Source organism: Pseudomonadota bacterium (assembly GCA_018823285.1).
Lineage (GTDB): Bacteria > Desulfobacterota > Desulfobulbia > Desulfobulbales > JAGXFP01 > JAHJIQ01.
The window spans coordinates 124,315-146,872 of the sequence record JAHJIQ010000013.1; the positions used below are offsets into that span (position 1 = coordinate 124,315).

Genomic DNA, 22,558 nt, shown 5'->3' on the forward strand with positions numbered 1-22,558 from the left:
AGGAGTGGAAAATTATCGCTTTGCGGATCAGAACTCCCCCCACCTTTTCCTCGGCAAATAACCCAGTGACCACCCTGTCGCCGCCCTTGACACCCATGGATTTTACGGGTAGCCTGTAAATATCATGGATAAAAAAAGAGCGTTGGAAGAGAAAATCAACCGCCTGCTTGAGATGTTCCCGGTAGTTGCGGTCATTGGACCCAGGCAGTGCGGCAAGTCAACTATAGTTCGCCGTTTACGGGCTGACTGGAAATATTATGACCTGGAAAGCCCGGACGACTATCAGCTGATCAGCAACGACCCGGTAGCATTTTTGTCCCTTAACCCGGAAAGGGTGATCATTGACGAAGCCCAGCAATACCCCGAACTGTTTCGGGTGCTCCGGGGGGTTATTGATGCCGATCGGAAGCAGAAAGGCCGATTTCTGCTGACCGGCTCAAGCTCGCCGGAAATTGTCAAGGGGATCACCGAGAGTCTGGCCGGTCGTATTGCCACGATTGAACTGTGGCCATTCAAACAAAATGAATTTTATGAAACCCCTTTTTCAGGCGTCTATGAGAAAATAATCGCTCCTTCCGTCCGCCCGAAAGACTATTCAGACCTTGCCCCATCTCTCAAGCTGAACCAGAGCATGCATCTCTGGCTCAAAGGCGGCTTTCCCGAACCGCTCGTTGAGGGTGCGGGGAGTCAAGATTTCTACCGGCAATGGATGGAGAACTACATCATCGATTATGTCGGCCGCGATATCCGGCAGCTTTTCCCCAGGCTCAATATCCACAACTTCAGGAGATTTCTCACCCTGCTGGCTCAATTCTCAGGACATCAGCTCAATATGAGCACCATGGCCAGGGCCCTTGAGGTAAGTGTGTCCACGGTCAAGGATTATCTGGATATCATTCACCAGACATTCCTGTGGAGAAACCTGCCCCCTTTTACCAAGAACCCGCTCAAGAAGATGCAGAAAGCAAAAAAGGGATTTTTCCGGGACACCGGGATTTTGCACTACTTTCTGAAGATCACGGAACTGGACCGCTTGCTTATTCATCCGGTTGCAGGTTTCTCCTTTGAAAGTTTTGTGACCGAAGAGCTGATCAGAGGCCTTCAGACAACAATGACGACCCAGCTGGACTTCACATATTACCGAACGATCGACAAATCAGAAGTGGACCTGGTGATAGAAGGTCCTTTCGGCATTGTCCCCGTGGAAATAAAACTCCATTCATCTATGGAAAAGCGGAGCTCTTTGCGAGGTCTGGAAAACTTCCTGGCCGACACCGGGGCTCCATACGGAATTCTGATCAACCGGGGAAAAAGGGTGGAACTTCTCACCGACAAAATCGTGCAAATTCCGGTCAACTATCTCTGATCAGGGACGGCCAATCAGTGAACAGCAGCACGATCCATTTCGGTGATCGGCAGAAAGACAGGATTGAATTGACGAGCCGAAATCTTCAAGAGCCGAAGGTCTTTCAGCAGGCAGATTGTTCCCGGCAGGATGCAGAAATCACAGCTCGGGTCAGAACATTGTTTTGTTACCCAAACCTGTTATTTCAAGACCTGACCCCACGTATGACCCCACGTACGTTCTTTCGACATCAGCTATCGTTGCTTATTTATCCGGGTAATACTTTTCCATGCATGCCGGACAAATTGTATGGCTGAAATCCACTCCTGAGTGTTTATGAATATACGATTCAATCTGTTCATAATAACCCGAATCGTTGCGTACATTTTTACAGAAACAACAGATCGGTAATATCCCTCGCAGGGTTGAAATCTCGGCAAGGGCCTGCCGGAGTTCTCCGATCAATCGCTCCCGTTCATCCTCAGCCTTCCTTCGTTCCGTGATGTCCACGGTGAACCCGGCAAGCATGTTGCCCGTACCGTTCAAGAATATTGGAAATTTTGTTGTTTCATATATTCTGCCACCCAGTTCTTCAACAATGTTTAAAACCTTTCCCTTGCTTAAGATCTGTTTATCATCTTCGATCATGCTCTTTGCCAGATCGGAAGGAAAAATCTCGTCCATGGTCTTGCCTAAAATATCTTCAACGGGCATGCCGAGCAGTTGCTCGTAATTTCTACTCAGCATCAATGGCCGAATTTCACTGTCTTTAAAAAAGATATATACCGGACTGTTTTCAAGAAATGCGTTGAAAATAGTCTGAGTTTTCCGCAGCTCTTCCTCAATCTTCTTACGTTCCGAGATATCGGAAACGATCACGAGAAAATTTGGCTCATCACCTTGGCCGACAATCCTGCAGACCCGGCACCCAAGAACCCTTTTGATAGAGTCAGGGGTTGTAAGCGTAAGCTCCAGGACCCCTGACCCTGTTTGAATGACCCCGGCAAAGCTTTTCCTGATTGTGTCCCTGTCAATCTCCCCAAAATGGTCGCCCAGATTCGTGCCGACAACTTCTTCAGTCGGTCTTTTTGAAAAGGTATGATTGATGAATCGGATATTCGCTTCCTGATCGACAATAAGAATGAGATCCGGAGAATTTTCGGTAACGGATCTCAACTTTGCTTCGCTTTCCAGCAAGGCTTGATTTGCCAGAGTCAACTCCCTGGAACGTTCCTCAACCAGTTCTTCAAGGCGGTCTTGATAAACCTGCAGTTCATTGCGACTTTGCTGGAGGTTTTCGGCAAGGGAACTGTAAGAATAGATCACAACCGGGGCTATGACACCGGGGCAGAGTGCGGCTACAACAAGAAATTCAGCTAAAAAATCGGGCTCCCCAACCACTAACCAGGAAATAAAGGAGATAAGGACCGAAGCAATAACACAAAGCACACTCAAAAAAAATGTTGTCCCGGTTTTGCCGTACTTATCCAATGCCTGGTTCAAAAAGCCCATTCGGTTAATCCTCCCATCTCATACTCAACATAGGTTACGTTATCATCTGACGATTCACGTTGTCGAGCAGAACGTCGGACCAGAGTTGCTTTTCCTCCTCCGGGTGTTTCCAGAAGAACGAAAAGCTTGCCCCAATCAAGCAAGGCACAGGAATCCGCGGGACTCTAATTCCTGGCAAGCATACTCCAGTTCCAGCTTTTCAGGATTTCAGAGCCGCTCAGAGTATAAAAATCGACCGTCAGGTCAGGCAGGTTTAAAATGGCACAACTGTGGTTGTACACACTGCTTCCGGGATTAATAACAAGAGTGTTGCCCAACGGTTCGAAAAACACCTGATGCGTGTGACCGACAATGAGGATCTCTCTTGCAAAGTCATCGAGGGCTTTACTCCAGCGCTGCCTTTGCCGGTCGATTATTCTGCCATTTTCATCGAGCAATTTTATCCCGCCGTGCTGTGAATTTGGCGGCTGGGCATGCACAACATAAATGCGTTTATTTTCTATGAAATATTCACGGACGGCAGGTAAGGATCGCAGATAATCCCGGCATTCTGCATTCTGCCCGTTTTTGTCTTCTTCGAGATAAGCTTGATCGTGATTACCGATAATCGCCTCGCAGTCGTTTTTTACCAGCAGATCAACAGTCGCTTCGAGCTGGTCGTTATACCCTGCAATGTCGCCGACACAGATAATCTTATCGACCCGTCGACGCCTGAATAAAGCCATCGCTTCCTCAACCGGAGCCGGGCAGGCATGCACATCACTTATGAGTCCGATGCGAAATGACATAACGACATTATAGGTTCATTCCATTCAGTTTCCAGATCTAAATTAATGATAAAACCTCCGGCAAAATGATCTCCGGCAGAAAGTCTTACTTTGAAGGGTGGCTGATTTTTTGGATGTTACCGGAGCTTCTCGCGTAGAGACCCCGTGGCGCTTTACTGTGCTGAGGGCAAGGCAAGGCGGAAGCCGAGGAAGAAGTGGCGATCGTCCGGAGTGAGCCAGAAACGGGAAGTAGCGCGCAGGTATTTTGTTTTGAAATTCCATGCCCCGCCCCGAAACACGCGATCGGAGCCGGAACCGGAACCAAGCGGGTTGGTGCGGGGGCTTGCGGCATAATAGGCCGGGTCGAACCGGTCGCCGGTCCACTCCCAGACGTTGCCGCTCATGTCGTAAAGCCCCAGAGTATTTGGCTGTCTGGTGCCCACAGGATGGGTTGCGCCGTTACTGTTGGCGTCATGCCAGGCAAGTGAATCGACAGCGTCCCCGCCGCAGTATTTTTCGTCTTTCCCGCCGCTGCGGCAGGCATATTCCCATTCCGCCTCGGTCGGCAAGCGAAAATTCCTGCCGCTCCTGCGGTTCAACCTGTCGAGATATGCCTGAACATCGTTCCACGACACCTGCTCAACCGGATAATTGCCTCCCCGCCCAAAATACGATGGATTCTCCCCCATAACCTGCCGCCATTGTTCCTGGGTCACCTCATATCTGCCGAGAAAGAAATCATCGACGCATACTTCGTGGACCGGCTGTTCGTCTGCGGCTCCGGAATCGCTGCCCATCAGGTAACAGCCTCCTTTGACCGCAACCAGCAGGTGGCCGTCGATTGTTCCGGCCTGAACTCCTGGCGCGGGTGGTGGCGGAAGCGTTTTCGGCTGCGAATAAACGGGGGAAGAGGATGAAATAACTATCAGGCAAGCAATGATCGAAATCCTGAAGTTCATAACACCAACCGGGCTGAAATGAATAGTGACTGAATAAACGCCTGTGCTGATGATTGTATGGCCTGCGGGAAACGAATGCAAGATTTTCACGCCACAGGCTTATTTGTCCCTGCTGAGCACGTATCCGGCAAGACCTTTGAGGATTTCCTGCTGCACCCCGTCGGCAAAGACCTCAAGCCCCGAAACCCCTTCAGAAACCAGTGTCTGCGCTTTCTCCCGGGCGTACCTGAATCCGCCGCAGCTCTCGATAACCGCTGTTGCCTCGCCGGTAAGCCGAAGCCTCTCCTGCGGCTCCTTTGAAAAAATCCCTGCCAGGAAATCCTTGTCACTTTGGGAGCCGTTGCTGCAGGCATAAATCAAAGGCAGGGTCATCTTTCCTTCGGCCAGATCATTGCCGATCGTCTTGCCGGTTTTGGCAGGGTCACCGAGATAATCAAGCAGGTCGTCAACGATCTGAAAGGCCAGGCCGATGTTTTTGCCATAGGTTCTGATGGCTTGACGATCTTGATCATCGCCGCCGGCCAGGACCGCTCCGCATTCGCAAGCAGCGGCAATGAGCGCCCCGGTCTTGCCGGAAACGACCTGGAAGTAGATCTCTTCCGAGGTATCGACCCGGCCCGCCGCCTGCATCTGCAGAAACTCCGCCTCGACCATCGCCTCGGTTGCCCTGCCGACGATGGCCACGCACTCTCTGCCGCCGACGGTTCCGGCCAGGGTCATCGCCCGGGCATGGAGGAAATCTCCGGCCAGAATCACCGAACTTGTACCATATACCGCATTGGCCGTCGGGCTGCCGCGCCTTTTTTCCGACCGATCGATCACATCATCGTGGAGAAGGCTTGCGGCATGGAGATATTCAAATACGATGGCCAGCCTGAAGAGCCCTTCCCTGGCCGGCGCATCCTCCGGCAACAGCATCTGTCCGGCGAGAACCGTGAGCTGGGGGCGGATCCTCTTGCCGCCGTTGAAAATGGCATACCGCAAGACCTCGGGCAGAAGCCCTTCGGCAACTCCGGCCAGATCCTCTTCCATGACCCGATCGATCGCCCCGGAGGCCTCTTTAAAGTATTGCAGCAGTTCAGGAGTATTCATGATCGCACACGCATCAATTATTTCTGTATTTCCCGGCAAAGATCCCAATCTATAACCTGGTTTCAATAAATCAAGCCATATCTGAGCCGTTGTCGCGCCAGAATGCCCTGACCCCTTCCAGGCTCCGGACTACCGGGCTCGGGGGCAGACTCTGCAGAAAAATCCGCCCATAGCTCTTCCCGAACAACCGGGTATCAAGCACGGCAAGGGCCCCGCGGTCCTGCATGCTTCGCATCAATCTGCCAAGCCCCTGCCGCAAGGTGAGAACCGCCCGAGGCACCTGATAATCGAAAAAAGGGTTCCCCCCTTCCTTTCGCACCCTTTCAATCCTCGCCTTCACCACCGGATCGCTCGGCACCTCGAACGGGAGCTTGTCGACAATCACGCAGCTCAAGGACTCGCCCGGCACATCAACACCCTCCCAGAAAGAGGCGACCGCCAGCAGCACCGAGCTGACATCATTGATGAATGCATCGAGCAGTACCGCTCGTGGCGCCATCCCCTGGACCAGCACATTATAGGGCAATCGCCCGACCAGATAATCAAAGGTCTGCTGCATCGCCCCCATACTGGTAAAGAGAACCAGGGTCCGCCCGCCGGATATCTCGATCAGACTGCAGATCTCCTCCTGAACGGCAGGGGCATAGTGTTCCGTTCCCGGAGAGGGGAAACCTCCACCCGGGACATACAGGCAGCTTCTTCCCTGATAATCGAACGGGGTCGGCAGAGCCATGGTCTCGGTGTCGGGGGGCAACCCGAGACGGTTCAGAAAAAAGCCGAAGTCTTTTCCGGCCACCAGGGTTGCCGAGGCGAATACCGCAGCGGAAACCCTGTTATAGAGATGTTCGGACAATTCATCGGCCACTTCAATCGGCGAAGCGGAAAGGACTACGGTCCGCTCTCTTCGTTCAAGCCAGTAAATCATGGAGTCATCCTGCCCGGAAGTCACTGCCGTCAGGTTCCCCTGCAACTCAGAGCAGCGGCGGAAGAAGCCCCCCCAGAGTTCCGCGCCCTGCAGCGCATCAAGATTTGCGGCAAGGCTTGAGAAGCAGCCGTCAAGGGCCGCAAGTTCTCCCGGCCAGAAGCTTACGCCCGCCACCGCCTGGTCAAGATCAAAACGACCCGTCTCAACCGGCAGGATGGACACCAGCCGGTCTGCCTGGGAGGCCAGAGCCCTTGCCAATTGCACCGTCGGCTCCCGCCGCTCTTTGGGCAGGTCCGCTTCAGCAGCCTGTTCAATATCCCTTGCCAGATCAATGGCCTGGTAATGGCTGAAAGACACCCCGAAATAACGGGTCGCCACCTCCTCGATATGATGCGCCTCATCGAACACCACCGCTTCATACCGGGGCAGAACCTCGGCATGACCGTATCGGCGCAGCGCCAGATCCGAGAAGAAGAGATGATGGTTCACAATCAGCAGCCGGGAATACGCCGCCTCCTTACGCAACCGGTTGATAAAACATTCGGCGCCGTCCGGGCAGTTGCTGCCGAGACACTGTGACGCGGAAGCGGAAACCGCGCTCCACAGGGAGGCCCCGTCGGCCAGCCACTCCAGTTCCGCCCGGTCACCGGAGGTCGTTTCCTGAAGCCATTCGCCGATCGCCTCCAGCTCGTCGGTTGTGGCAAAAAGCCGGTGCTGCGGGGTTGCCGCCACCTGGCGCCAGCGATAAAGACAGAGATAATTCTGCCGCCCCTTCACACAGGTCACTTCCAGGTTCCGGTCGAGATGCTCGCGAATGAAGGGGATCTCCTTTTCGATGATCTGGTCCTGCAGATTCAGGGTGCCGGTGGAGATCACCACCCGCTGCCCCGACAAGGCGGCCGGAACAAGATAGGCCAGGGTCTTGCCGATTCCGGTTCCGGCCTCGGCGACCAGAAGCCCAGGTTCACCATACGCGCGACCGGACCGATCTTCCAGGGTTCTCCAAACCGACTCGGCAAGAGCGAGCTGACCGGGACGGAACTCATACCCGGGCAATTTTTCGGCAAGGACTCCCTGTCGGCCGAATATATCTTTCATGGATCTCATTGATCTGTTTCCCGCATCTTTCGCGCCCCCTTCCGCCCTCCATTTCCAACTCCCGGCAAGCCGCTTGACAAGAGGTTTTTCATTCTGATAGCCTGATTACAGAGAGAGCCGTTACTGCTTCACTAGTCAATGGAAATAATCAATCCAAAGGAGAAAAAAAATGACCGAATACAAAAGGATTATGATTCCGGTGGATTTTTCGGAAAATTCCCCCAAACTCCTTCAGGCGGGTGTTGATGTGGCGGAGAAATTCCAGGCCGAACTCTTCATCGTGTTCGTGGTCCAGAGCTTTGAAGACTACTCCGGATTCTTTGTCCCCCATATGCCGATCGCCCAGTTCGAAGAAGAAATGCTGCAGAGTGCCGAACAGAAAATGGACAACTTTCTTCACGAAAACCTGAAAACCTCGCTCACCTGTCACCGGAAGGTCCTGAAAGGAGACGTTGCCGAAGAACTCGCCAGGTACGCCGCAGAAACCAAGGTGGCAATGATCATCATGGGAACCCATGGCTACAAAGGGCTGGAACGGGTCCTCTTCGGGAGCGTGGCCGAAAAAATCGTCAAAACGGCCCCCTGCCCGGTCCTGACTATCAACCCATACCGGTAGCTAGCTGTTGTCGATCCCCGGCTGCCTCACACCCTGTGCGGCAGCGGAAGAGATTGGCGGACACACGATTGCGGCGTTGGCGACCAGGCCCCCCCCTCATTTCACGCTGCGAACCGACAGTGCCATCTTATCACTCGGTCCGCTAACCAAGGCGGGACCTGATGATTCCCACCAGACAGCGGTCGCTTGTTCTGACCGGTTTTACCCCGCTGATTTGCCCGAACAGATCCGGCACCGACCCGCCTTCCAGCAAAAAAACCTCCATTGAAGAAGAGCCTGCCGGACCGTCGCAGGCAAGATCCTTTCCATGTGCTTCCCAGACATCATGAACACCTGCCGTTGACCGGCCTCCGGCAATAGCAGCCAGTGCCTGTTGCAATTTCTTCCTGGCCTCTGCCTGGCAGGGATCACCCTCCGCCCCTGCTCTTTCCGGCAGCCCGGCCTCAAAAAGCCTTTCCGGCTCTCTTCCCATCTTCCTCTCCCATAGATCCAGAAGAAGACCTGCGCAGCCGTCGTTGTCCGTCACCAGAAAGCTGCTTTCCGCCGGATCAAGCGCATGAAGACATCCCCAGGCCGCAAGCAGAACATGTTCATTGAGATGACGCCCGGCAGTCGGTGCTGCCGGAGCCGGAATCAGATCGTCATCCGAATCCTCCACCCCCGCCTCGTCACCGTGCAGGGCAACAAACAATTCCCGCTCCTTTCTGCGCACATCATTCAGAACCAAACCGACCTCACGCTCCTCATCAGCCAGGATCTCGGCCAGTTTCAGAATGAGCCGCGCCTGCCACAATCTGTCCGCAGCCTTTCTCCCTCCCTCTTTCCGGGCGTCACCCCGATGGAGCCTGGACACCAGACTCCAGACCGAGGATTCATCAACATCATAGCGGGCGGCGGTGGAAATGAAAGAAAGAAGGCCGCCATAATAATCGGCCTGATTGGCTTTGAGATCGGCAAGCATTCTGACAAAAAGATTTTTCTCCGGTCCGAGAGGGACCGGGGTGTAGGGATGACACCCATCAGGGAAACCACCCTCCGGGGTGATTTCATTCTCAATCACCTGATAATACGAAAGACGATCAACCAGCCAGGAGATTTTCCCCGGCAGGTTACCGGGAATAATCGTCCCCGGAAAAAAAAGGGCCTCAAGCATGTTCATATTCCATTTCCCTGTCAAATACGCTAGTTTGTGCTGACCTTTACCAGAAACATTCATATATTGTAATACTTAAAAATGCCGAAACATCGAGAAGCCGCCATTCTGTTTTTACTGACCACAGTCTACCTGCTCTGCGGACTCCGCTATTTCCCGGACCAGCCCCAGAAAACGGCAGTCAGCACCATCATTCATCTCCTGATGACCGCCCCGTTTATCATCGGCAGCCTTCTGATGATCAACTCCCTGGTCAGAAAAACAAGCGGTGAAAAGCTGGCCGCAAACAAGCTCGCGAGATTTTACCTGACGGGGGGAATTGTCATCGAATTCTTTATCGGGCTTTACAATTACCTGCAGATCAGCGCCTGACCGGGAAAAGCGACCAGTTACCGCGCCACACTCCTCCCGCCTCCACCTTGGGTTCAGGGAGGTATCCCATCTGCCACTGTTCAACGGATCATCGAGCTGTCCGGATGGTAGCCGGAAGGGGCCGTTGTATTCGGAAGAAGAAATGATTTTTTGCCGATCAGGGTCCCCGGGCTGGTGACGGAATTGCACCCGGTCTGGGTCTGATCGCCCAGAACCGCGCCAAACTTGCGTAACCCGGTATCAATGGTCTTTTCTGCCGTTCTGACATTCACGTTGCCACTGACAAAACGTAAGTTCGCCATCTTGGTGCCCGCCCCGAGATTCACATGATTGCCGAGGATCGTGTCACCGAGATACGCGAAATGGCCGGCCTTGGCATCGTCGAAGAACACCGTGTTCTTGACCTCGGTCACATGCCCCGCCACACAGCGACTGCCGATCAGACAATTCCCCCGTAGATAGGCTCCCTGTCTGACTTCGGACATGTCGCCAATGACGGTCGGGGAATGGATCAGGGCCCCCGGCTCAATCAACACCCCCCGCCCGATCGCGATTCTCTTGCCGATCAGGACCGCACCGGCCATGAGCACACTGGCCCCTTCGAGTCGGTTCGCTCCCCGGAAAACGGCGAGTTTCCCTTTCGTCGCATCTGCGTACTCAATCCGCAGGTCCTCACCATTCAGGAACTCGCCCCGGTAGAGAACCAGAGTTTCCGCAAGCGGCACGCCACGCCATCCTCCCGACGGAATTGTGGTGTACTCCTGATCCCCCATATACTCCGCAAGTCTTTTCAGCCCGCACCAGACCGGCTCCCGCTCTGAAAAGAGTTCCCGGTGGGCAAATCCTGACATTTCAAAAAAAGCCTTGGCTGTTAAGTCCGTTGTCATATATAGTGTTCCTGAAATGAATATTTTCGTGCAAAAAGAAGCAATTTAACCTCATACTGTTGCAAAAAAGCGATTTGTTCAAGCTAAAAACTGCAACGGCTTATTATACCCAAGGAGCATATCCCCGATGAACATCAACGATACCATACCCGAAGGAATTCCCGAGTTCCCCGATTTTGAAGAACACGATATCCCTGAAGTCATGCCGATGATGGCCGTGCGGGATGTTGTTGTCTTCAATTATATGATCATTCCTCTTTTTGTCGGCCGGCCGGCTTCCGTCGGAGCCGTCAATGAGGCCCTGACCAAAGACAAGATGATCATGCTTGCCACCCAGAAGGATGCCACCACCGACGACCCTGGTGTCGATGACATCTATAAGGTCGGCATGGTCTGCATGATCATGCGGACCCTGAAACTCCCCGATGGTCGGCTGAAAGTTCTGGTCCAGGCCATGAACAAGGCCAAACTTGTGGAATTCCAGCAGACCGATCCTTTCTTCATCGCCAAGGTCGAACTTCTGAACGATAGCGAAGTGAAGGAGATTACCGTTGAAATTGAAGCCATGATGCGGACCGTCCGTGAGCAGACGGAGAAGATTCTTTCCCTGAAAGGCATCATGTCTTCGGACCTCATGGTCATCCTGAATAATATTGAGGAACCGGGCCGCCTTGCCGATCTGGTGGTCTCAAATCTGCAATTGAGAACGGCTGAATCCCAGTCCGTTCTCGAGATCAACGACCCGGTCGCCCGCTTACAACTCGTTTCCGAATATCTGAACAAGGAACTTGAAGTCTCCGTCGTCCAGGCCAAAATCCAATCCGAGGCCAAAGAGGAGATGGGCAAGACCCAGCGCGAATATTATCTTCGCGAACAACTCCAGGCTTTGAAAAAAGAGCTTGGCGATATCGATGAGCGGTCCCAGGAAATCGATGAACTCCGGGAAAAGCTGGCCAAGAAGAAATTGCCGCCCTTTACCCGGAAAGAAGCGGAAAAACAGCTCAAAAGACTTGAGATGATGCACCCTGACGCCTCCGAGGCAACCACCGTCAGAACCTATCTCGATTGGATCCTTGACATTCCCTGGCGGAAATCCACCCGTGACCACCTCGACCTGAAAGAGGCAAAAAAGGTTCTGGATGCCGACCATTACGGCCTCGACCGGATCAAGGAACGGATCCTCGAATACCTGGCGGTCCGCAAGCTGAACAAGTCCACCAAAGGTCCTATTCTTTGTTTTGTAGGTCCTCCCGGGGTCGGCAAGACATCCCTCGGGCAGTCCATCGCCAAGGCACTCGGCCGGAAATTTCATCGCCTTTCTCTCGGCGGCATGCGGGATGAAGCCGAAATCCGCGGCCATCGCCGGACCTATATCGGCTCGATGCCGGGCCGGATCATCCAGGGCTTGAAAACGGTCGGCTCAAACAATCCCGTATTTATGATGGATGAGATCGACAAGGTAGGTTCGGATTACCGGGGCGACCCTTCTTCCGCACTCCTTGAAGTTCTTGATCCCGAACAGAATTTCGAGTTTTCCGACCACTATCTGAACATGCCCTTCGATCTGTCGAAAGTCATGTTTATTACCACCGCCAATATTACCGACACCATTCCGGGGCCACTTCTTGACCGCATGGAGATCATTCGCCTTTCCGGGTACATGCTCGAGGAAAAGATCGAAATCGCCAACAGATATCTTCTCCCGAGGCAGATCAAGGAGAATGGGATCTCGGCCAAAAATATCGTCATCACCAATGAGACGATCAAGGAAATCATTACCCATTACACGCGAGAGGCCGGTTTAAGGAACCTTGAAAGAGAGATCGGCAAGGTCTGCCGGAAACTCGCCAGGCAAATTGCGGAAGGGAAAAAAGGCCCGTTCGCCATTTCCGGCAGGACCCTCAGCAAATACCTGGGCCCCCCGAAACATATTCCGGAAATGGAGAAGGAAGCCATAGATCAACCGGGACTTGCCACGGGACTTGCCTGGACCGAAGTCGGCGGCGAAGTTCTTTATATCGAGATCTCGATTCTGAAGGGCAAAGGCAACCTGATTCTGACCGGGCAGCTCGGAGATGTCATGAAAGAATCCGCCCAGGCGGCTTTGACTTTCTGCCGGTCCCGGGCCAAATTGCTGAAACTCAAGGAAGACATCTTTGAAGAGATGGACATTCATGTCCATGTTCCCGCAGGCGCAATCCCGAAAGACGGACCATCGGCCGGGATCACCATTGCCACGGCTCTTTATTCGGCCCTGTCGGGAAAAAAGATCCGGCAGGATGTGGCGATGACCGGGGAAATCACCCTGCGCGGCAGGGTTCTGCCCATCGGCGGACTCAGGGAAAAAGCACTCGCCGCTCTGCGGGCCGACATCAGAAGGGTTATTATTCCTTTTCAGAACAAAAAGGATCTTGACGAAATCCCCAAGGACCTCAGGGACCAGATGGAGTTCATCCCGGTTAAAAACATTATGCAGGTCTTCACCCATGTTTTCTAGACCTGCGCCCATGCCGGCATGAAAGCAAAGGACACTCGACTTAAATTTTTAGTTGCAGTTGTTCTGCTAGCGGGACTCCTTCCCCTTTTCCTGATCACCACCATCAGTATCTACGGCTTTGCGTCAGGCCCACTTCCCGGGAACTCTGAAGTCGCACTGGTTATTTCGCCCGACTCAAGCTTCAGAACCATTACCGCAAAACTTGCGGATGCAAAGGTGATCACACCTGATATCCGGTTTCGACTGCTTGCCGGTTTCATGGGCGTCACCGGCAGGCTTCGTGCCGGTGAGTACATATTCAAAGGCGGCCAGAACCCTTATCAGGTCCTCCGGCTTCTCCACCAGGGATCCATGGTTCAGAGAGCCTTGACCATACCGGAAGGGGCGACCCTGCAGCAGATTGCAGCCATTCTGGATCATGGCGGGTGGGTGAAAAAAAACCAGTTTCTGAAGCTCTGCAAAAGCAGGGAATTTATCTCCGGACTGGACCTCTCCGTCGACAGCCTGGAAGGGTATCTTTTCCCGGACACCTATTTTTTTGAGCGGGGAGGCGTTTCTCCGGAGAAGATTATCACCACAATGGTCCTGAGAATGCGCGAAATCCTGTCGGAAATTCGGGAAGAACATGACAATCTCAACGGATTTGATCTGCACAAGTTGCTCACGCTGGCCTCAATCGTCGAAAAAGAAACCGCCCAACCTGACGAACGCCCCCTGATTGCCCGGGTTTTTCTGAACCGCCTGAAAAAAGGGATGAAACTGCAGACTGACCCGACAGTCATCTACGGCATTGAGAATTTCAACGGCAACCTGACCCGCAGCGATCTGCAGACCCCAACTCCTTACAACACATACCTGTTTAAGGGTTTGCCGCCCGGACCGATCGGCAACCCCGGTAAAGCCGCCATCCTGTCGGTTTTGAACCCAGCCCAGGGTGCTTATTATTATTTTGTTTCAAAAAATGATGGTTCGCATTATTTTTCCAAAACACTGTCTGAACACAATCAAGCCGTTGCCAGATTTCAGAAACGGCTCTATTCAAGGAAATAAGGAGAGCACTTCAATGACTTCCATCAGCATACCCCGCGACAACCGCGGCTTTTCTCTGCTTGAGATTATGATCGTTATGGTTATCATCGGGCTGATCGCCGCCATGATCGGCCCCGAGTTATGGGGGCGCCTCGGAACCGCCCAACAGAAAGCCGCCAAGACCCAGATCGAGATGCTGCTCACCTCCCTTGATGCGTATCGTCTGGATGTCGGCAGCTACCCATCACAACAGGAAGGCCTCAACGCCCTGGTAACCAACCCAGGCGCCAACGGGTGGTCCGGTCCCTATCTTGCCAAAGGCTTTGTCCCCGACGACCCCTGGAAGCATCCTTACATGTACCAGAACCCGGGACAACACGGTGAGGTCGACATCTATTCCCTCGGCAGCGACAACCGCCCAGGCGGGACCGGGGTTGACGCCGACGTTGTCAGCTGGGAATAAACAAACCCGACCGACTTCCACATCCCTGCCGACTCCGGCAGGGATGCTGTCTCCGCCTTCCCAACCTTCCCCTGCCATACAATAGCGCTTCACCAAAATCTTGCATTTCTGCAAACAGTGCTCCGTTTCTTCTCATCTTTCACCTTTAGAATTTCTCCAGAGTTAGAAAACATTTCTTCTGCGGAGTGCCTGTGTTTCGCCACCGTTCATACTCCTCCCCATGATCAACGAAAGCAATGCACGCCAGACACACCGGATGATAGTTTGATAATCAAATAAATTGCTTATCAAACTATCCCCCGGTATACTTATCACAACATCACCAAATCATGCCGGAGCACAGGACGACCCATGAACCCCCAAAATGAGCTGTCATCTCTAACCGAGCTGATCTTCACTCTGCATAACCGGGTTACGGTCTGGAAAACCATTTCTGCATCCAACACCGGTCTCTCCCCTTCACAGTCGAATGCCCTGGAAATCATCGGCCACAACTATTCCCTTAAAATGAAGGAACTTGCCTCCCAACTCGGCGTGAGCACAGGGACCCTGACCGCGACAATCGATCGTCTTGAAAAGAAAAAACTGGTTGTCAGAAAAAACTCAGAACATGATCGGCGTTCAATAATGCTGTATCTTACGGAAAATGGACGCGCTCTTTTTCTCGACAACTACAAAAAACAGCTGGAATTCACAAGAGCCATGACGACATCTCTGACCGCAGCCGACAAAAAGGCCCTTTTATCCGCGTTGGATTGCATTGTCGGCAAGCTACGGGAAATGACACCATGACGGACTACAGCAAAAAGTGGCTGAGATTCATCATTGTCGCGACCGGGGTATTCATGTCCACCTTGGACAGCTCCATGGTGAATATCGCCTTACCTTTTATCATGAAGGATTTCCAAAGCCCGATGGCAACCACCGGCTGGGTGGTGCTGATCTATCTTCTGACCATTACCTCCACCCTGTTGTTCTGGGGGCATCTGGCAAACAAATACGGCAGAAGCATGATCTACGGCATCGGGATGCTCATTTTCGGAATTGCCTCCTGGGCCTGCGCCCTGTCCACGTCATTGGCCTCTCTGATTGTTTTCAGATGCCTGCAGGCCCAGGGTGCTTCAATGATGATGGCAATCGGCCCGGCCATCGTCAAGGAGAGCTTCCCTCCCGAGCAGCTCGGCCGGGCGCTTGGCCTGATCGGCGTGGCAGTCTCTCTCGGCCTGATGTCCGGCCCTTCTCTGGGGGGAATATTTATTGAGTATTTTTCCTGGCGAGCCCTGTTCTACATCACAGTTCCTGTAGGCATTCTCTTTGCCATCCTTGCAAGAAGAATGCTTCCTGCAAACCACTCGCACGCAGCCGATGAAACTATTGACTGGATCGGCGCCATTACTCTGGCCGGATCACTGTGCGCTTTTACCTATACCATGACCAGAACAGCCGAGCGGGGCTTGACACCTGTTACTCTTTCTCTTCTGCTGGTTCTTGCAGCGGTTCTCTTACTCATATTTATCAGAACAGAACATCGCTCTGCCAATCCGGTATTGCCCCTGTATCTTTTCAAAGACCGTTTCTTCAGCTTCGGCATCTTAAGTGCGGTCCTCTCTTTTACCACCCTTTTTACGGCAATCATGCTGATTCCATTCTATCTCGACCGTCTTCTGGAGTTACCCCCGGTAAAAATCGGCCTGGTAATGATGATCATTCCGGCATCGATCATGATTGTCGCCCCCTTCTCCGGATGGCTTTCCGACAAGGTCGAGCGCCGGTTCGTCGCCAGTGCCGGACTGCTGATCGGGTCCTGCGCCATGGCATCATTGACCGGGATCACCGCTGAATCCGGCTGGCTTGACATCAGCTGGAAGCTGGCATTGCTTGGCGGCGGCCAGGCAATGTTTCTGTCACCCAACAGCGCCGCAGTCCTTTCAGGAACAAACGGTCGCTTTACAGGTACCGCAGCGGCACTTCTCGCCACCAGCAGAAATCTCGGCATGCTCCTCGGTGTCGCTCTGGCGACACTGGTATTTACGGTGGTATTCGGGAAGCTGACCGGCGGCCTCGACATGAAAGACTCTTCGGCACTACACCGCGCCGAATTCATTACCGCAATAAGAAGCGCCTTTGTGATGGCTGCTACAATCGGAACTGCCGGGATGATCTTTTCATTCTGCAGGGGACGCAAGACTGTGGAGAAGTGACCGGAACGACCTTTCTGTACAATAAAACCCTCCACTTTCCGACTTGTCTATGGGGTGATTTACTGTCATAAAATGGTTCATAGTCATAGTGGCATTCCATGATGAGAATTCAGAAGTCAGTAGCCAGAATCCAGAATGACTGATTTTTTCACCCTTCGGGTATAAGTCTCGATGTCTCGCTGGCGAGCTTATCGGTACGAGCAGACAAGCTGCTCAACTCAGCTTTAAGCTTTTCTCCTGGCTCCTGACTTCTGCCTTCTTGCGGGATACAGGCACCAAAAAATCGCCAAAACCCCTTTATTATCTGGAGATTATCCTAACTCAGAAAGTTGAGTAATATCTCTTTTTCAAATCGACCGTCAAGACAAACCGGAGACAATACTTTTAGAGCGTTGGGGGGCAGTTCATGCCTCGATGTCAACCAGCGATACTTCACGGAACCGCCCTTTCTTCTCCGCAGTTTCCTTCATGATTTTTTTCAGTCCGCCATCACATTGTCGACAATTCAAACTCACACGGGCAAAACCGTTTTCATGAAGCAATTTCCTGAGTTCATTGAGGTTTGCTCTCAGAAAGTCCCGGACTTTTTTATCACCAACCAGAAAACTGCCTATGAGCTCCTCCGGACCAACCTCCAACGAGAGATGAATTTCGCCAAGCCGGCTCATTTCCAGGAAAAAATCTAAACAGTAGCCGCCTGCAATGCCGCCGGCAGCCCCCTCCTTTCGTTCGGCAAAGAACATCCACTGCCCCCAGCCTTCAGAAGCCGAGAAAAAACAGGGGAAAACGAAAAAATCCGAAGGCTCGCTCACCGACGCCGACTGGTTAAACACCTTCAGACTTTCAAGAAAACGACCCATCCTGACCAGACCATCGACATTGTCATGACCGGCTCTGTTTTTCAGGATGCCAGGATTCCCTTCCAAAAGTTCCTGCCAGGCATCAGCCTGTTTCCTGTCATGAAAATATCCCGCCTCACTCCCGAATACCGACAGGGACTTGAGCATCATCAGGATCTTCCCGGAGTCACTGTCCTCATTCACCCCTGCCCCGGCGAGAAGCATCAGCACCTCTTTCACCATTGCCCCCCTGTCGCCCGGCAGTTGATCAACCTGGTAACTCCCGGACAAAAAAGGCTCCAGCAGCTTCAGGGCTTCGCCAATTCTGCCGGTATGAGAAAAAAGGTTCCTGAGCAGATCCGCCATGGCCATTTTCCGGACTGCCAGGGACAGGCTCGGCGGGTCGCCCTCTTTGATAACTTCCAGCACAACCTCGGCTCCTGCCGGAAAGGAGACCTCGCTTCTGGCGGTGATGATTCCACCCTCGGTTTTTAGCTGCAGCAGCCCATCTTTTGCCGCGCCAAGAACCGTGGCCCTTAGTAACTGACCGGCTTTGAACCCGGGCCCGGAGCGCAAAGCGCCACCGGGTCCCCGATCAATAGCGGAAATCGAAACCTTCAGAACCTGCAAAGGAATGCGGGAAGAAATCTTCATCTTGATGAATCAGGAATTGTGCAGCAAGGAAACCGGAAGATAGACCACCACATCGAGACCGCCGGAAGCGCTTTTCTTGATCTCGGAAAAGCCGCCATGATTTTCAAGCACCTTTTCCACCATGGTCAGCCCCATCCCGGTCCCATAGGTCTTGGTGGTAAAGAAAGGGTCTGCCGCTTTTTCGATATAATCTTCAGACATCCCGATCCCGGTATCGGAAACGGAGACAATGACCCAATCACTTGTTTTACTGACTACCACTTTCAGGAAGCCCCCTTCCGGCATAGCTTCCACAGCGTTTTTGAAAAGATGCAAAAAGATCTGCCGGATCTGCTTGGGATTTACGACAACCTTGAGTTCCTGATCATCACACTCCAATTCCCACCTGATCTGCTGCTTCTGCATATCCTGCTGGACCAGCATCATGGTTTTTCGCAGCAATCCGTAGAGCACCACAGGCTCCCGACTTTTCTCATCCTGCTGCTCGGTGTAATCGCAGAGATCATCAAGTATCTTTTCCAGACGGTCTGTTTCAGTGCTGATCACCTCGAGAAACTTTTTCTGCTCCTCGGTTGCATACTTCCGGTTCAGGATCCTCGCAGATCCGCCGATGGAGGTGATGGGATTCCTGATGGAATGAACAAGCTGTGCCGCCATCTGCCCCAGAGCGGAATATCGATCAGCTTCAATCAACAGGTCCTTGTTTTTATCAAGTTCCTCATTCAGGCTTTCCAGTTCCTCGATCTTAAGCTGCTGATCACGGTAGAGATGGCTGTGTTCAATGGCAAGGCTTGCCTGGCTGGCAAAAAGCTCAAGAGAACCGATGTGGTTGTCGCTAATCGGCTGCCGGGTGACAAAATTGTCGGCGATGATCACCCCGAAAGGGCGGCTCGGCGAGAACAGTGGCACAATTACAAAAGTATCTTCATTCAACAGCTCCATCAGCTGATGGGGAACCTGGATCGCTCCGGAAGCGGCATCATAGCGTCGTTCAACGGCCTCCGGCCAGATACTCTCGCCAAGCAGACTTTCCTGGGAGCGTCTTTCCAGTGGCACCGGCAGACTGCCGTTGTCCCGGGAAACCCGGATGCTTCTCCTTTCCCGGGCTGCCTTGATCAGGATGTTATCAATGTCGTCAGCGGGAATCCTCAACTCTTTGATGATCCGGTTCACTTCGCTGTCGGCGCCATTGCAACTGCTCCGAAATTCGTTGACTATCTGCAGGAAGCTTAACGACTTGTCCTGCATCTCGGCCCAGATCTTCCCGGCATCATCCCTGCAATCCGGACCGATAGCAAGCCTGCCCTCAAGATACCGGTTATCGTCATCAAACATGGCCAGAAAGGCCCGGTTAAAGCGCAGACCTTCGTTTGCGGTAATGCCCACCAGAACCGCCTGCAGAATCTCATCGAGTTCCACCGTACTCAGGTAGGCATGATTCATTTTTACGGAGAGCTGATGCAGTACATGAATCCTGAAATGGGCTTTTTCAAGATCCTCATGATATTTGCGATTTTCAAAAATCAGACGCCTTTTTTCAAGCGTCTTCTTCACCACGATGAGGATTTCACTGAACTGAACCGGCTTGGAGAGATAATCATCCGCACCCTCCCGGATACAGTCGAGAGCAACCTTGAGATCGGCAACCCCTGTCAGCATGATGACCGCCACATCAGGATACTTCTCATGAATCTGGGGAAGCAGGGAACGGCCGTCAATATCAGGCAACCCGATATCAAGAAGAACAAGGGCAACTCCGCCCTTATCCATCGCCTGGAGAAGCTCTTCAGCGTTGGAAAAATCACCTACTGAAAGGCCCTGGTCTTCCAGAAAGATCTTGAGAGGCTCACGAATGGACGGATCATCATCGACGATAAATATCTTCTCTCCAGGACCCAATAACTGCCCTGTTGCGAGAGAGGCGTGATGACGAAGTCCGGAAAAATTTCCAACCATAATAAATTCTGCCCAGCAAACAGGAATGATTGTTTAATATTCTATCTACAGGCTATGTGGCCGACGGAGTATAGTCAAGGAAAATCACCGGCCATCGCAAAGTGCAGCCCTTTTCACCGGAATTGAAGCTCCCCGCGGCAGATCAGCAAACGGAGTGCGACTTCGAGCCACGGGGAATCTCCGTATGGAAGGTTACTTACATCAGATTCGCTCACTAACCCCGCAGCAGATAGCGAACAGCGTGAGACTCGGAGTCTCCTTTGCAGTCGCTTACCTCGAGCTGCGGGGAATGCGTTTCGCTATGCATGTTCAAGGGAAGAGACATCCCGGTTGAACTTCTTGTGCCGATCAGGAGTGAATGGGTGTTCCGCTCCCCCTCTCCATCAACTCATCCAAAAACAAAATGCACCTCCGGACGATCCGGAGGTGCATTTTATGAACTTCAAGGCAAACCTTCTATCGCCGGTGCAGAATCACATCGGCACAATAAATTTATTGGTATCTTCATTCCATTTCACAATCAGGAACCATGCAGCCATTGCCAGCGAAATCAATAACAGGGTTCCGCCATAACCGAGAAAAGTATCCGGCATGTAGACAAATTTCCCAAGCTTGCCGCCAAAAACAAGAAGCTTGTCGGTGTCGGCATCCGACAGAAATTCAGCCCATGCTGTCTGGCCTTCCACATCCCCGCTATTAAACCAGGCGGTCATGATTGAATTGGAGATCCCGAAAAACGGCACAACGATCCACAATTTAATCTGGCCCTCGCCAACACGCCACAAGGTACCGGTACCGCACCCTCCGGCAAACATGGCGCCCAGGGCAAAAATAAACCCACCGACCACCCCACCCCAACCAAAGGTCCCGCGGACATAATGGATAGGAGACTGAAGTCCGGCAGCCTTCACTACAGCGATACCGATAGCCAGCAGAAGAACACTTAAGGCAACGGATTTGGCCATGGTGCAGTCACCGGTCATATGCGGCTCACGGAACCCCTGGATCATGCACCAGCGGCCACGCTGCATCGCATATCCAAGACCGGCAGCAATGACGAGCATCCCGCTCATCTTGGCCAGATCTTCATTGCCGGAATAATTGTATGCTCCGTAAATCAGGCCGCCAATGGCAAGAAGCCCGAGAACAATCTGCAGCGCCGAAGGAAGCTCAATGGTTTTGGCGCCGCCGCTACCCCAGGTAATATGCTCCATCTCCCAGTAAAGATATTTCAAACCGGTCACAGCGCCAAGCACAAGACCGATCATCATCGCAAAACCGTGCGCGGAAAGATTGCCGATCGCATTGTAAAACCCGCCGACATTACAGCCACCGGCCAGAGCTGCGCCAACTCCCATCAGGCCACCCGCAATTACCGCCTTGACCATCTCCAGAACAGGAGGAATACGGAAAGCAAAATTGTTACCGAGGCAGGCAGAGACAAAGGCACCGCCAATAAAGCCAACGCCGATCACCGAACCGCTGTTTTTCAGAACATGGGAAGGAGCTTCACCATCAAACATCCCGAACGGATCAAAACCCATCCCGTAGATGATCCAGTCACCCCAGTTCCGAATCGCTCCGACCGCGCCCCAGGGACGAGACCAGGCCAGCATCAGCACGCTGAGAAAGGCAATGATAATGCCTACCGTATAAGCGTCCCACTCGTCCTGACAGAGAGACTTGTACAGCCCTTTGACTTTGCTCCCCATAACACTTCCCTCAGCCATATCCAATTCCTCCTCGTCTCATTTGATATATTGTTGAACCGGAAACAATAATGATCCCTGTTCCATAGCCGGATCCCCGATTATGAACGAACGTTCATTTTTCTTACTCTTGACTGTATAATTTGTCAAGTTTGTCAGCACCTGTACCCATAATGTGTGAACGGAAAAATTTTCTGCTAATCCTCACCTCGAGCAATTTCTTTTAAAAATCAAACATTTATCACAATTGGGCTTCGCGGTTCGTTAGTTTTCATGTTTCACAACGTAAGTTCCGCCCTTCGGATTACTGTGCCACAATGTATCAGGAATAATTATTGAAAACTTATCCGTTTCAGCATGCATATCATTATTCACCGCATATAATAATTTCAGAATGAATTGTCATTCATTTACACCTTGACAGGCTCCCGGAATCTTGGTAGAAAAAATCCTTGCGATCATCTGGAATCACCTATCAATGGTA

Annotated in this window: 18 protein-coding genes; 8 read left to right on the forward strand and 10 right to left on the reverse strand. The window is 52.5% G+C overall.

The genetic code is table 11. The features are described from left to right. The first annotated feature begins 124 nt into the window (after positions 1 to 124). Positions 125 to 1,366, forward strand: a complete 1,242-nt coding sequence (locus KKG35_03900; protein MBU1737259.1) for an ATP-binding protein — start codon at positions 125 to 127, stop codon at positions 1,364 to 1,366. A 243-nt stretch (positions 1,367 to 1,609) separates the two neighbouring features. On the opposite strand, the gene KKG35_03905 is transcribed toward KKG35_03900, so the two are convergent. From KKG35_03905 to KKG35_03925, 5 genes are all read right to left on the reverse strand, one after another. Further along, entirely contained in the window at positions 1,610 to 2,857 is a 1,248-nt protein-coding gene (locus KKG35_03905) for a PAS domain S-box protein (protein ID MBU1737260.1), read from the reverse strand. A 164-nt stretch (positions 2,858 to 3,021) separates the two neighbouring features. After that, the gene (locus KKG35_03910) at positions 3,022 to 3,645 is read right to left on the reverse strand and encodes a metallophosphatase family protein (protein ID MBU1737261.1); all 624 of its coding nucleotides are present in this window, start codon (positions 3,643 to 3,645) and stop codon (positions 3,022 to 3,024) included. Between the two features lie 152 nt (positions 3,646 to 3,797). Next, the gene (locus KKG35_03915; GenBank protein ID MBU1737262.1) at positions 3,798 to 4,583 is read right to left on the reverse strand and encodes a formylglycine-generating enzyme family protein; all 786 of its coding nucleotides are present in this window, start codon (positions 4,581 to 4,583) and stop codon (positions 3,798 to 3,800) included. Between the two features lie 99 nt (positions 4,584 to 4,682). Next, positions 4,683 to 5,675 (reverse strand): polyprenyl synthetase family protein, encoded by a 993-nt coding sequence (locus KKG35_03920; GenBank protein MBU1737263.1) that lies wholly within the window; start codon positions 5,673 to 5,675, stop codon positions 4,683 to 4,685. Positions 5,676 to 5,745: 70 nt separating this feature from the next. After that, positions 5,746 to 7,698, reverse strand: a complete 1,953-nt coding sequence (locus KKG35_03925; protein MBU1737264.1) for an ATP-dependent DNA helicase — start codon at positions 7,696 to 7,698, stop codon at positions 5,746 to 5,748. Between the two features lie 169 nt (positions 7,699 to 7,867). Between KKG35_03925 and KKG35_03930 the strand changes: the two genes are divergently transcribed. Then, positions 7,868 to 8,314, forward strand: coding sequence for a universal stress protein (locus tag KKG35_03930; GenBank protein MBU1737265.1), 447 nt, complete (start codon positions 7,868 to 7,870; stop codon positions 8,312 to 8,314). Positions 8,315 to 8,456: 142 nt separating this feature from the next. Here KKG35_03930 and KKG35_03935 read toward each other — a convergent pair whose 3' ends face one another. After that, positions 8,457 to 9,473 (reverse strand): hypothetical protein, encoded by a 1,017-nt coding sequence (locus KKG35_03935; protein MBU1737266.1) that lies wholly within the window; start codon positions 9,471 to 9,473, stop codon positions 8,457 to 8,459. Positions 9,474 to 9,548: 75 nt separating this feature from the next. Here KKG35_03935 and KKG35_03940 point away from each other — a divergent pair, with 75 nt between their 5' ends. Then, entirely contained in the window at positions 9,549 to 9,839 is a 291-nt protein-coding gene (locus KKG35_03940; GenBank protein ID MBU1737267.1) for a hypothetical protein, read from the forward strand. A gap of 80 nt (positions 9,840 to 9,919) precedes the next feature. Here KKG35_03940 and KKG35_03945 read toward each other — a convergent pair whose 3' ends face one another. Next, positions 9,920 to 10,726 carry a hypothetical protein gene (locus KKG35_03945; protein ID MBU1737268.1) on the reverse strand — a complete coding sequence of 269 codons (807 nt, stop codon included), beginning with the start codon at positions 10,724 to 10,726 and terminating at the stop codon, positions 9,920 to 9,922. 127 nt (positions 10,727 to 10,853) lie between these two features. On the opposite strand from KKG35_03945, the gene lon reads away from it, so the two are divergent. The 5 genes from lon (at position 10,854) to KKG35_03970 (ending at position 16,916) form a co-directional block, all read left to right on the forward strand. After that, positions 10,854 to 13,223, forward strand: a complete 2,370-nt coding sequence (lon, locus tag KKG35_03950; GenBank protein MBU1737269.1) for an endopeptidase La — start codon at positions 10,854 to 10,856, stop codon at positions 13,221 to 13,223. Between the two features lie 18 nt (positions 13,224 to 13,241). Continuing rightward, positions 13,242 to 14,273 (forward strand): endolytic transglycosylase MltG, encoded by a 1,032-nt coding sequence (gene mltG / locus KKG35_03955; protein ID MBU1737270.1) that lies wholly within the window; start codon positions 13,242 to 13,244, stop codon positions 14,271 to 14,273. Positions 14,274 to 14,286: 13 nt separating this feature from the next. Then, complete coding sequence (gene gspG, locus KKG35_03960; GenBank protein ID MBU1737271.1) at positions 14,287 to 14,715, forward strand: type II secretion system major pseudopilin GspG; 429 nt, start codon at positions 14,287 to 14,289, stop codon at positions 14,713 to 14,715. A 351-nt stretch (positions 14,716 to 15,066) separates the two neighbouring features. Beyond that, the gene (locus KKG35_03965; GenBank protein ID MBU1737272.1) at positions 15,067 to 15,507 is read left to right on the forward strand and encodes a MarR family transcriptional regulator; all 441 of its coding nucleotides are present in this window, start codon (positions 15,067 to 15,069) and stop codon (positions 15,505 to 15,507) included. Beyond that, positions 15,504 to 16,916 (forward strand): MFS transporter, encoded by a 1,413-nt coding sequence (locus KKG35_03970; GenBank protein MBU1737273.1) that lies wholly within the window; start codon positions 15,504 to 15,506, stop codon positions 16,914 to 16,916. Before KKG35_03965 ends, KKG35_03970 begins: the two co-directional genes overlap by 4 nt. Before the next feature lie 404 nt (positions 16,917 to 17,320). On the opposite strand, the gene KKG35_03975 is transcribed toward KKG35_03970, so the two are convergent. From KKG35_03975 to KKG35_03985, 3 genes are all read right to left on the reverse strand, one after another. After that, positions 17,321 to 18,409 (reverse strand): flagellar hook-length control protein FliK, encoded by a 1,089-nt coding sequence (locus KKG35_03975; GenBank protein MBU1737274.1) that lies wholly within the window; start codon positions 18,407 to 18,409, stop codon positions 17,321 to 17,323. Positions 18,410 to 18,418: 9 nt separating this feature from the next. Further along, the gene (locus KKG35_03980; protein MBU1737275.1) at positions 18,419 to 20,365 is read right to left on the reverse strand and encodes a response regulator; all 1,947 of its coding nucleotides are present in this window, start codon (positions 20,363 to 20,365) and stop codon (positions 18,419 to 18,421) included. Positions 20,366 to 20,838: 473 nt separating this feature from the next. Then, positions 20,839 to 22,095 (reverse strand): YeeE/YedE family protein, encoded by a 1,257-nt coding sequence (locus KKG35_03985; GenBank protein MBU1737276.1) that lies wholly within the window; start codon positions 22,093 to 22,095, stop codon positions 20,839 to 20,841. Between the last annotated feature and the right edge of the window lie 463 nt (positions 22,096 to 22,558).

Bases quoted from the DNA above. Each gene is read 5' to 3' on its own strand.
- KKG35_03970 (MBU1737273.1), top strand. From the start codon at position 15,504: ATGACGGACTACAGCAAAAAGTGGCTGAGATTCATCATTGTCGCGACC.
- KKG35_03920 (MBU1737263.1), bottom strand. From the start codon at position 5,675: ATGAATACTCCTGAACTGCTGCAATACTTTAAAGAGGCCTCCGGGGCG.
- KKG35_03915 (MBU1737262.1), bottom strand. From the start codon at position 4,583: ATGAACTTCAGGATTTCGATCATTGCTTGCCTGATAGTTATTTCATCC.
- KKG35_03925 (MBU1737264.1), bottom strand. From the start codon at position 7,698: ATGAAAGATATATTCGGCCGACAGGGAGTCCTTGCCGAAAAATTGCCC.
- KKG35_03980 (MBU1737275.1), bottom strand. From the start codon at position 20,365: ATGGTTGGAAATTTTTCCGGACTTCGTCATCACGCCTCTCTCGCAACA.
- KKG35_03910 (MBU1737261.1), bottom strand. From the start codon at position 3,645: ATGTCATTTCGCATCGGACTCATAAGTGATGTGCATGCCTGCCCGGCT.
- KKG35_03935 (MBU1737266.1), bottom strand. From the start codon at position 9,473: ATGAACATGCTTGAGGCCCTTTTTTTTCCGGGGACGATTATTCCCGGT.
- mltG (MBU1737270.1), top strand. From the start codon at position 13,242: ATGAAAGCAAAGGACACTCGACTTAAATTTTTAGTTGCAGTTGTTCTG.
- KKG35_03945 (MBU1737268.1), bottom strand. From the start codon at position 10,726: ATGACAACGGACTTAACAGCCAAGGCTTTTTTTGAAATGTCAGGATTT.
- KKG35_03985 (MBU1737276.1), bottom strand. From the start codon at position 22,095: ATGGCTGAGGGAAGTGTTATGGGGAGCAAAGTCAAAGGGCTGTACAAG.
- KKG35_03905 (MBU1737260.1), bottom strand. From the start codon at position 2,857: ATGGGCTTTTTGAACCAGGCATTGGATAAGTACGGCAAAACCGGGACA.
- KKG35_03975 (MBU1737274.1), bottom strand. From the start codon at position 18,409: ATGAAGATTTCTTCCCGCATTCCTTTGCAGGTTCTGAAGGTTTCGATT.
- KKG35_03900 (MBU1737259.1), top strand. From the start codon at position 125: ATGGATAAAAAAAGAGCGTTGGAAGAGAAAATCAACCGCCTGCTTGAG.
- lon (MBU1737269.1), top strand. From the start codon at position 10,854: ATGAACATCAACGATACCATACCCGAAGGAATTCCCGAGTTCCCCGAT.
- gspG (MBU1737271.1), top strand. From the start codon at position 14,287: ATGACTTCCATCAGCATACCCCGCGACAACCGCGGCTTTTCTCTGCTT.
- KKG35_03940 (MBU1737267.1), top strand. From the start codon at position 9,549: ATGCCGAAACATCGAGAAGCCGCCATTCTGTTTTTACTGACCACAGTC.
- KKG35_03965 (MBU1737272.1), top strand. From the start codon at position 15,067: ATGAACCCCCAAAATGAGCTGTCATCTCTAACCGAGCTGATCTTCACT.
- KKG35_03930 (MBU1737265.1), top strand. From the start codon at position 7,868: ATGACCGAATACAAAAGGATTATGATTCCGGTGGATTTTTCGGAAAAT.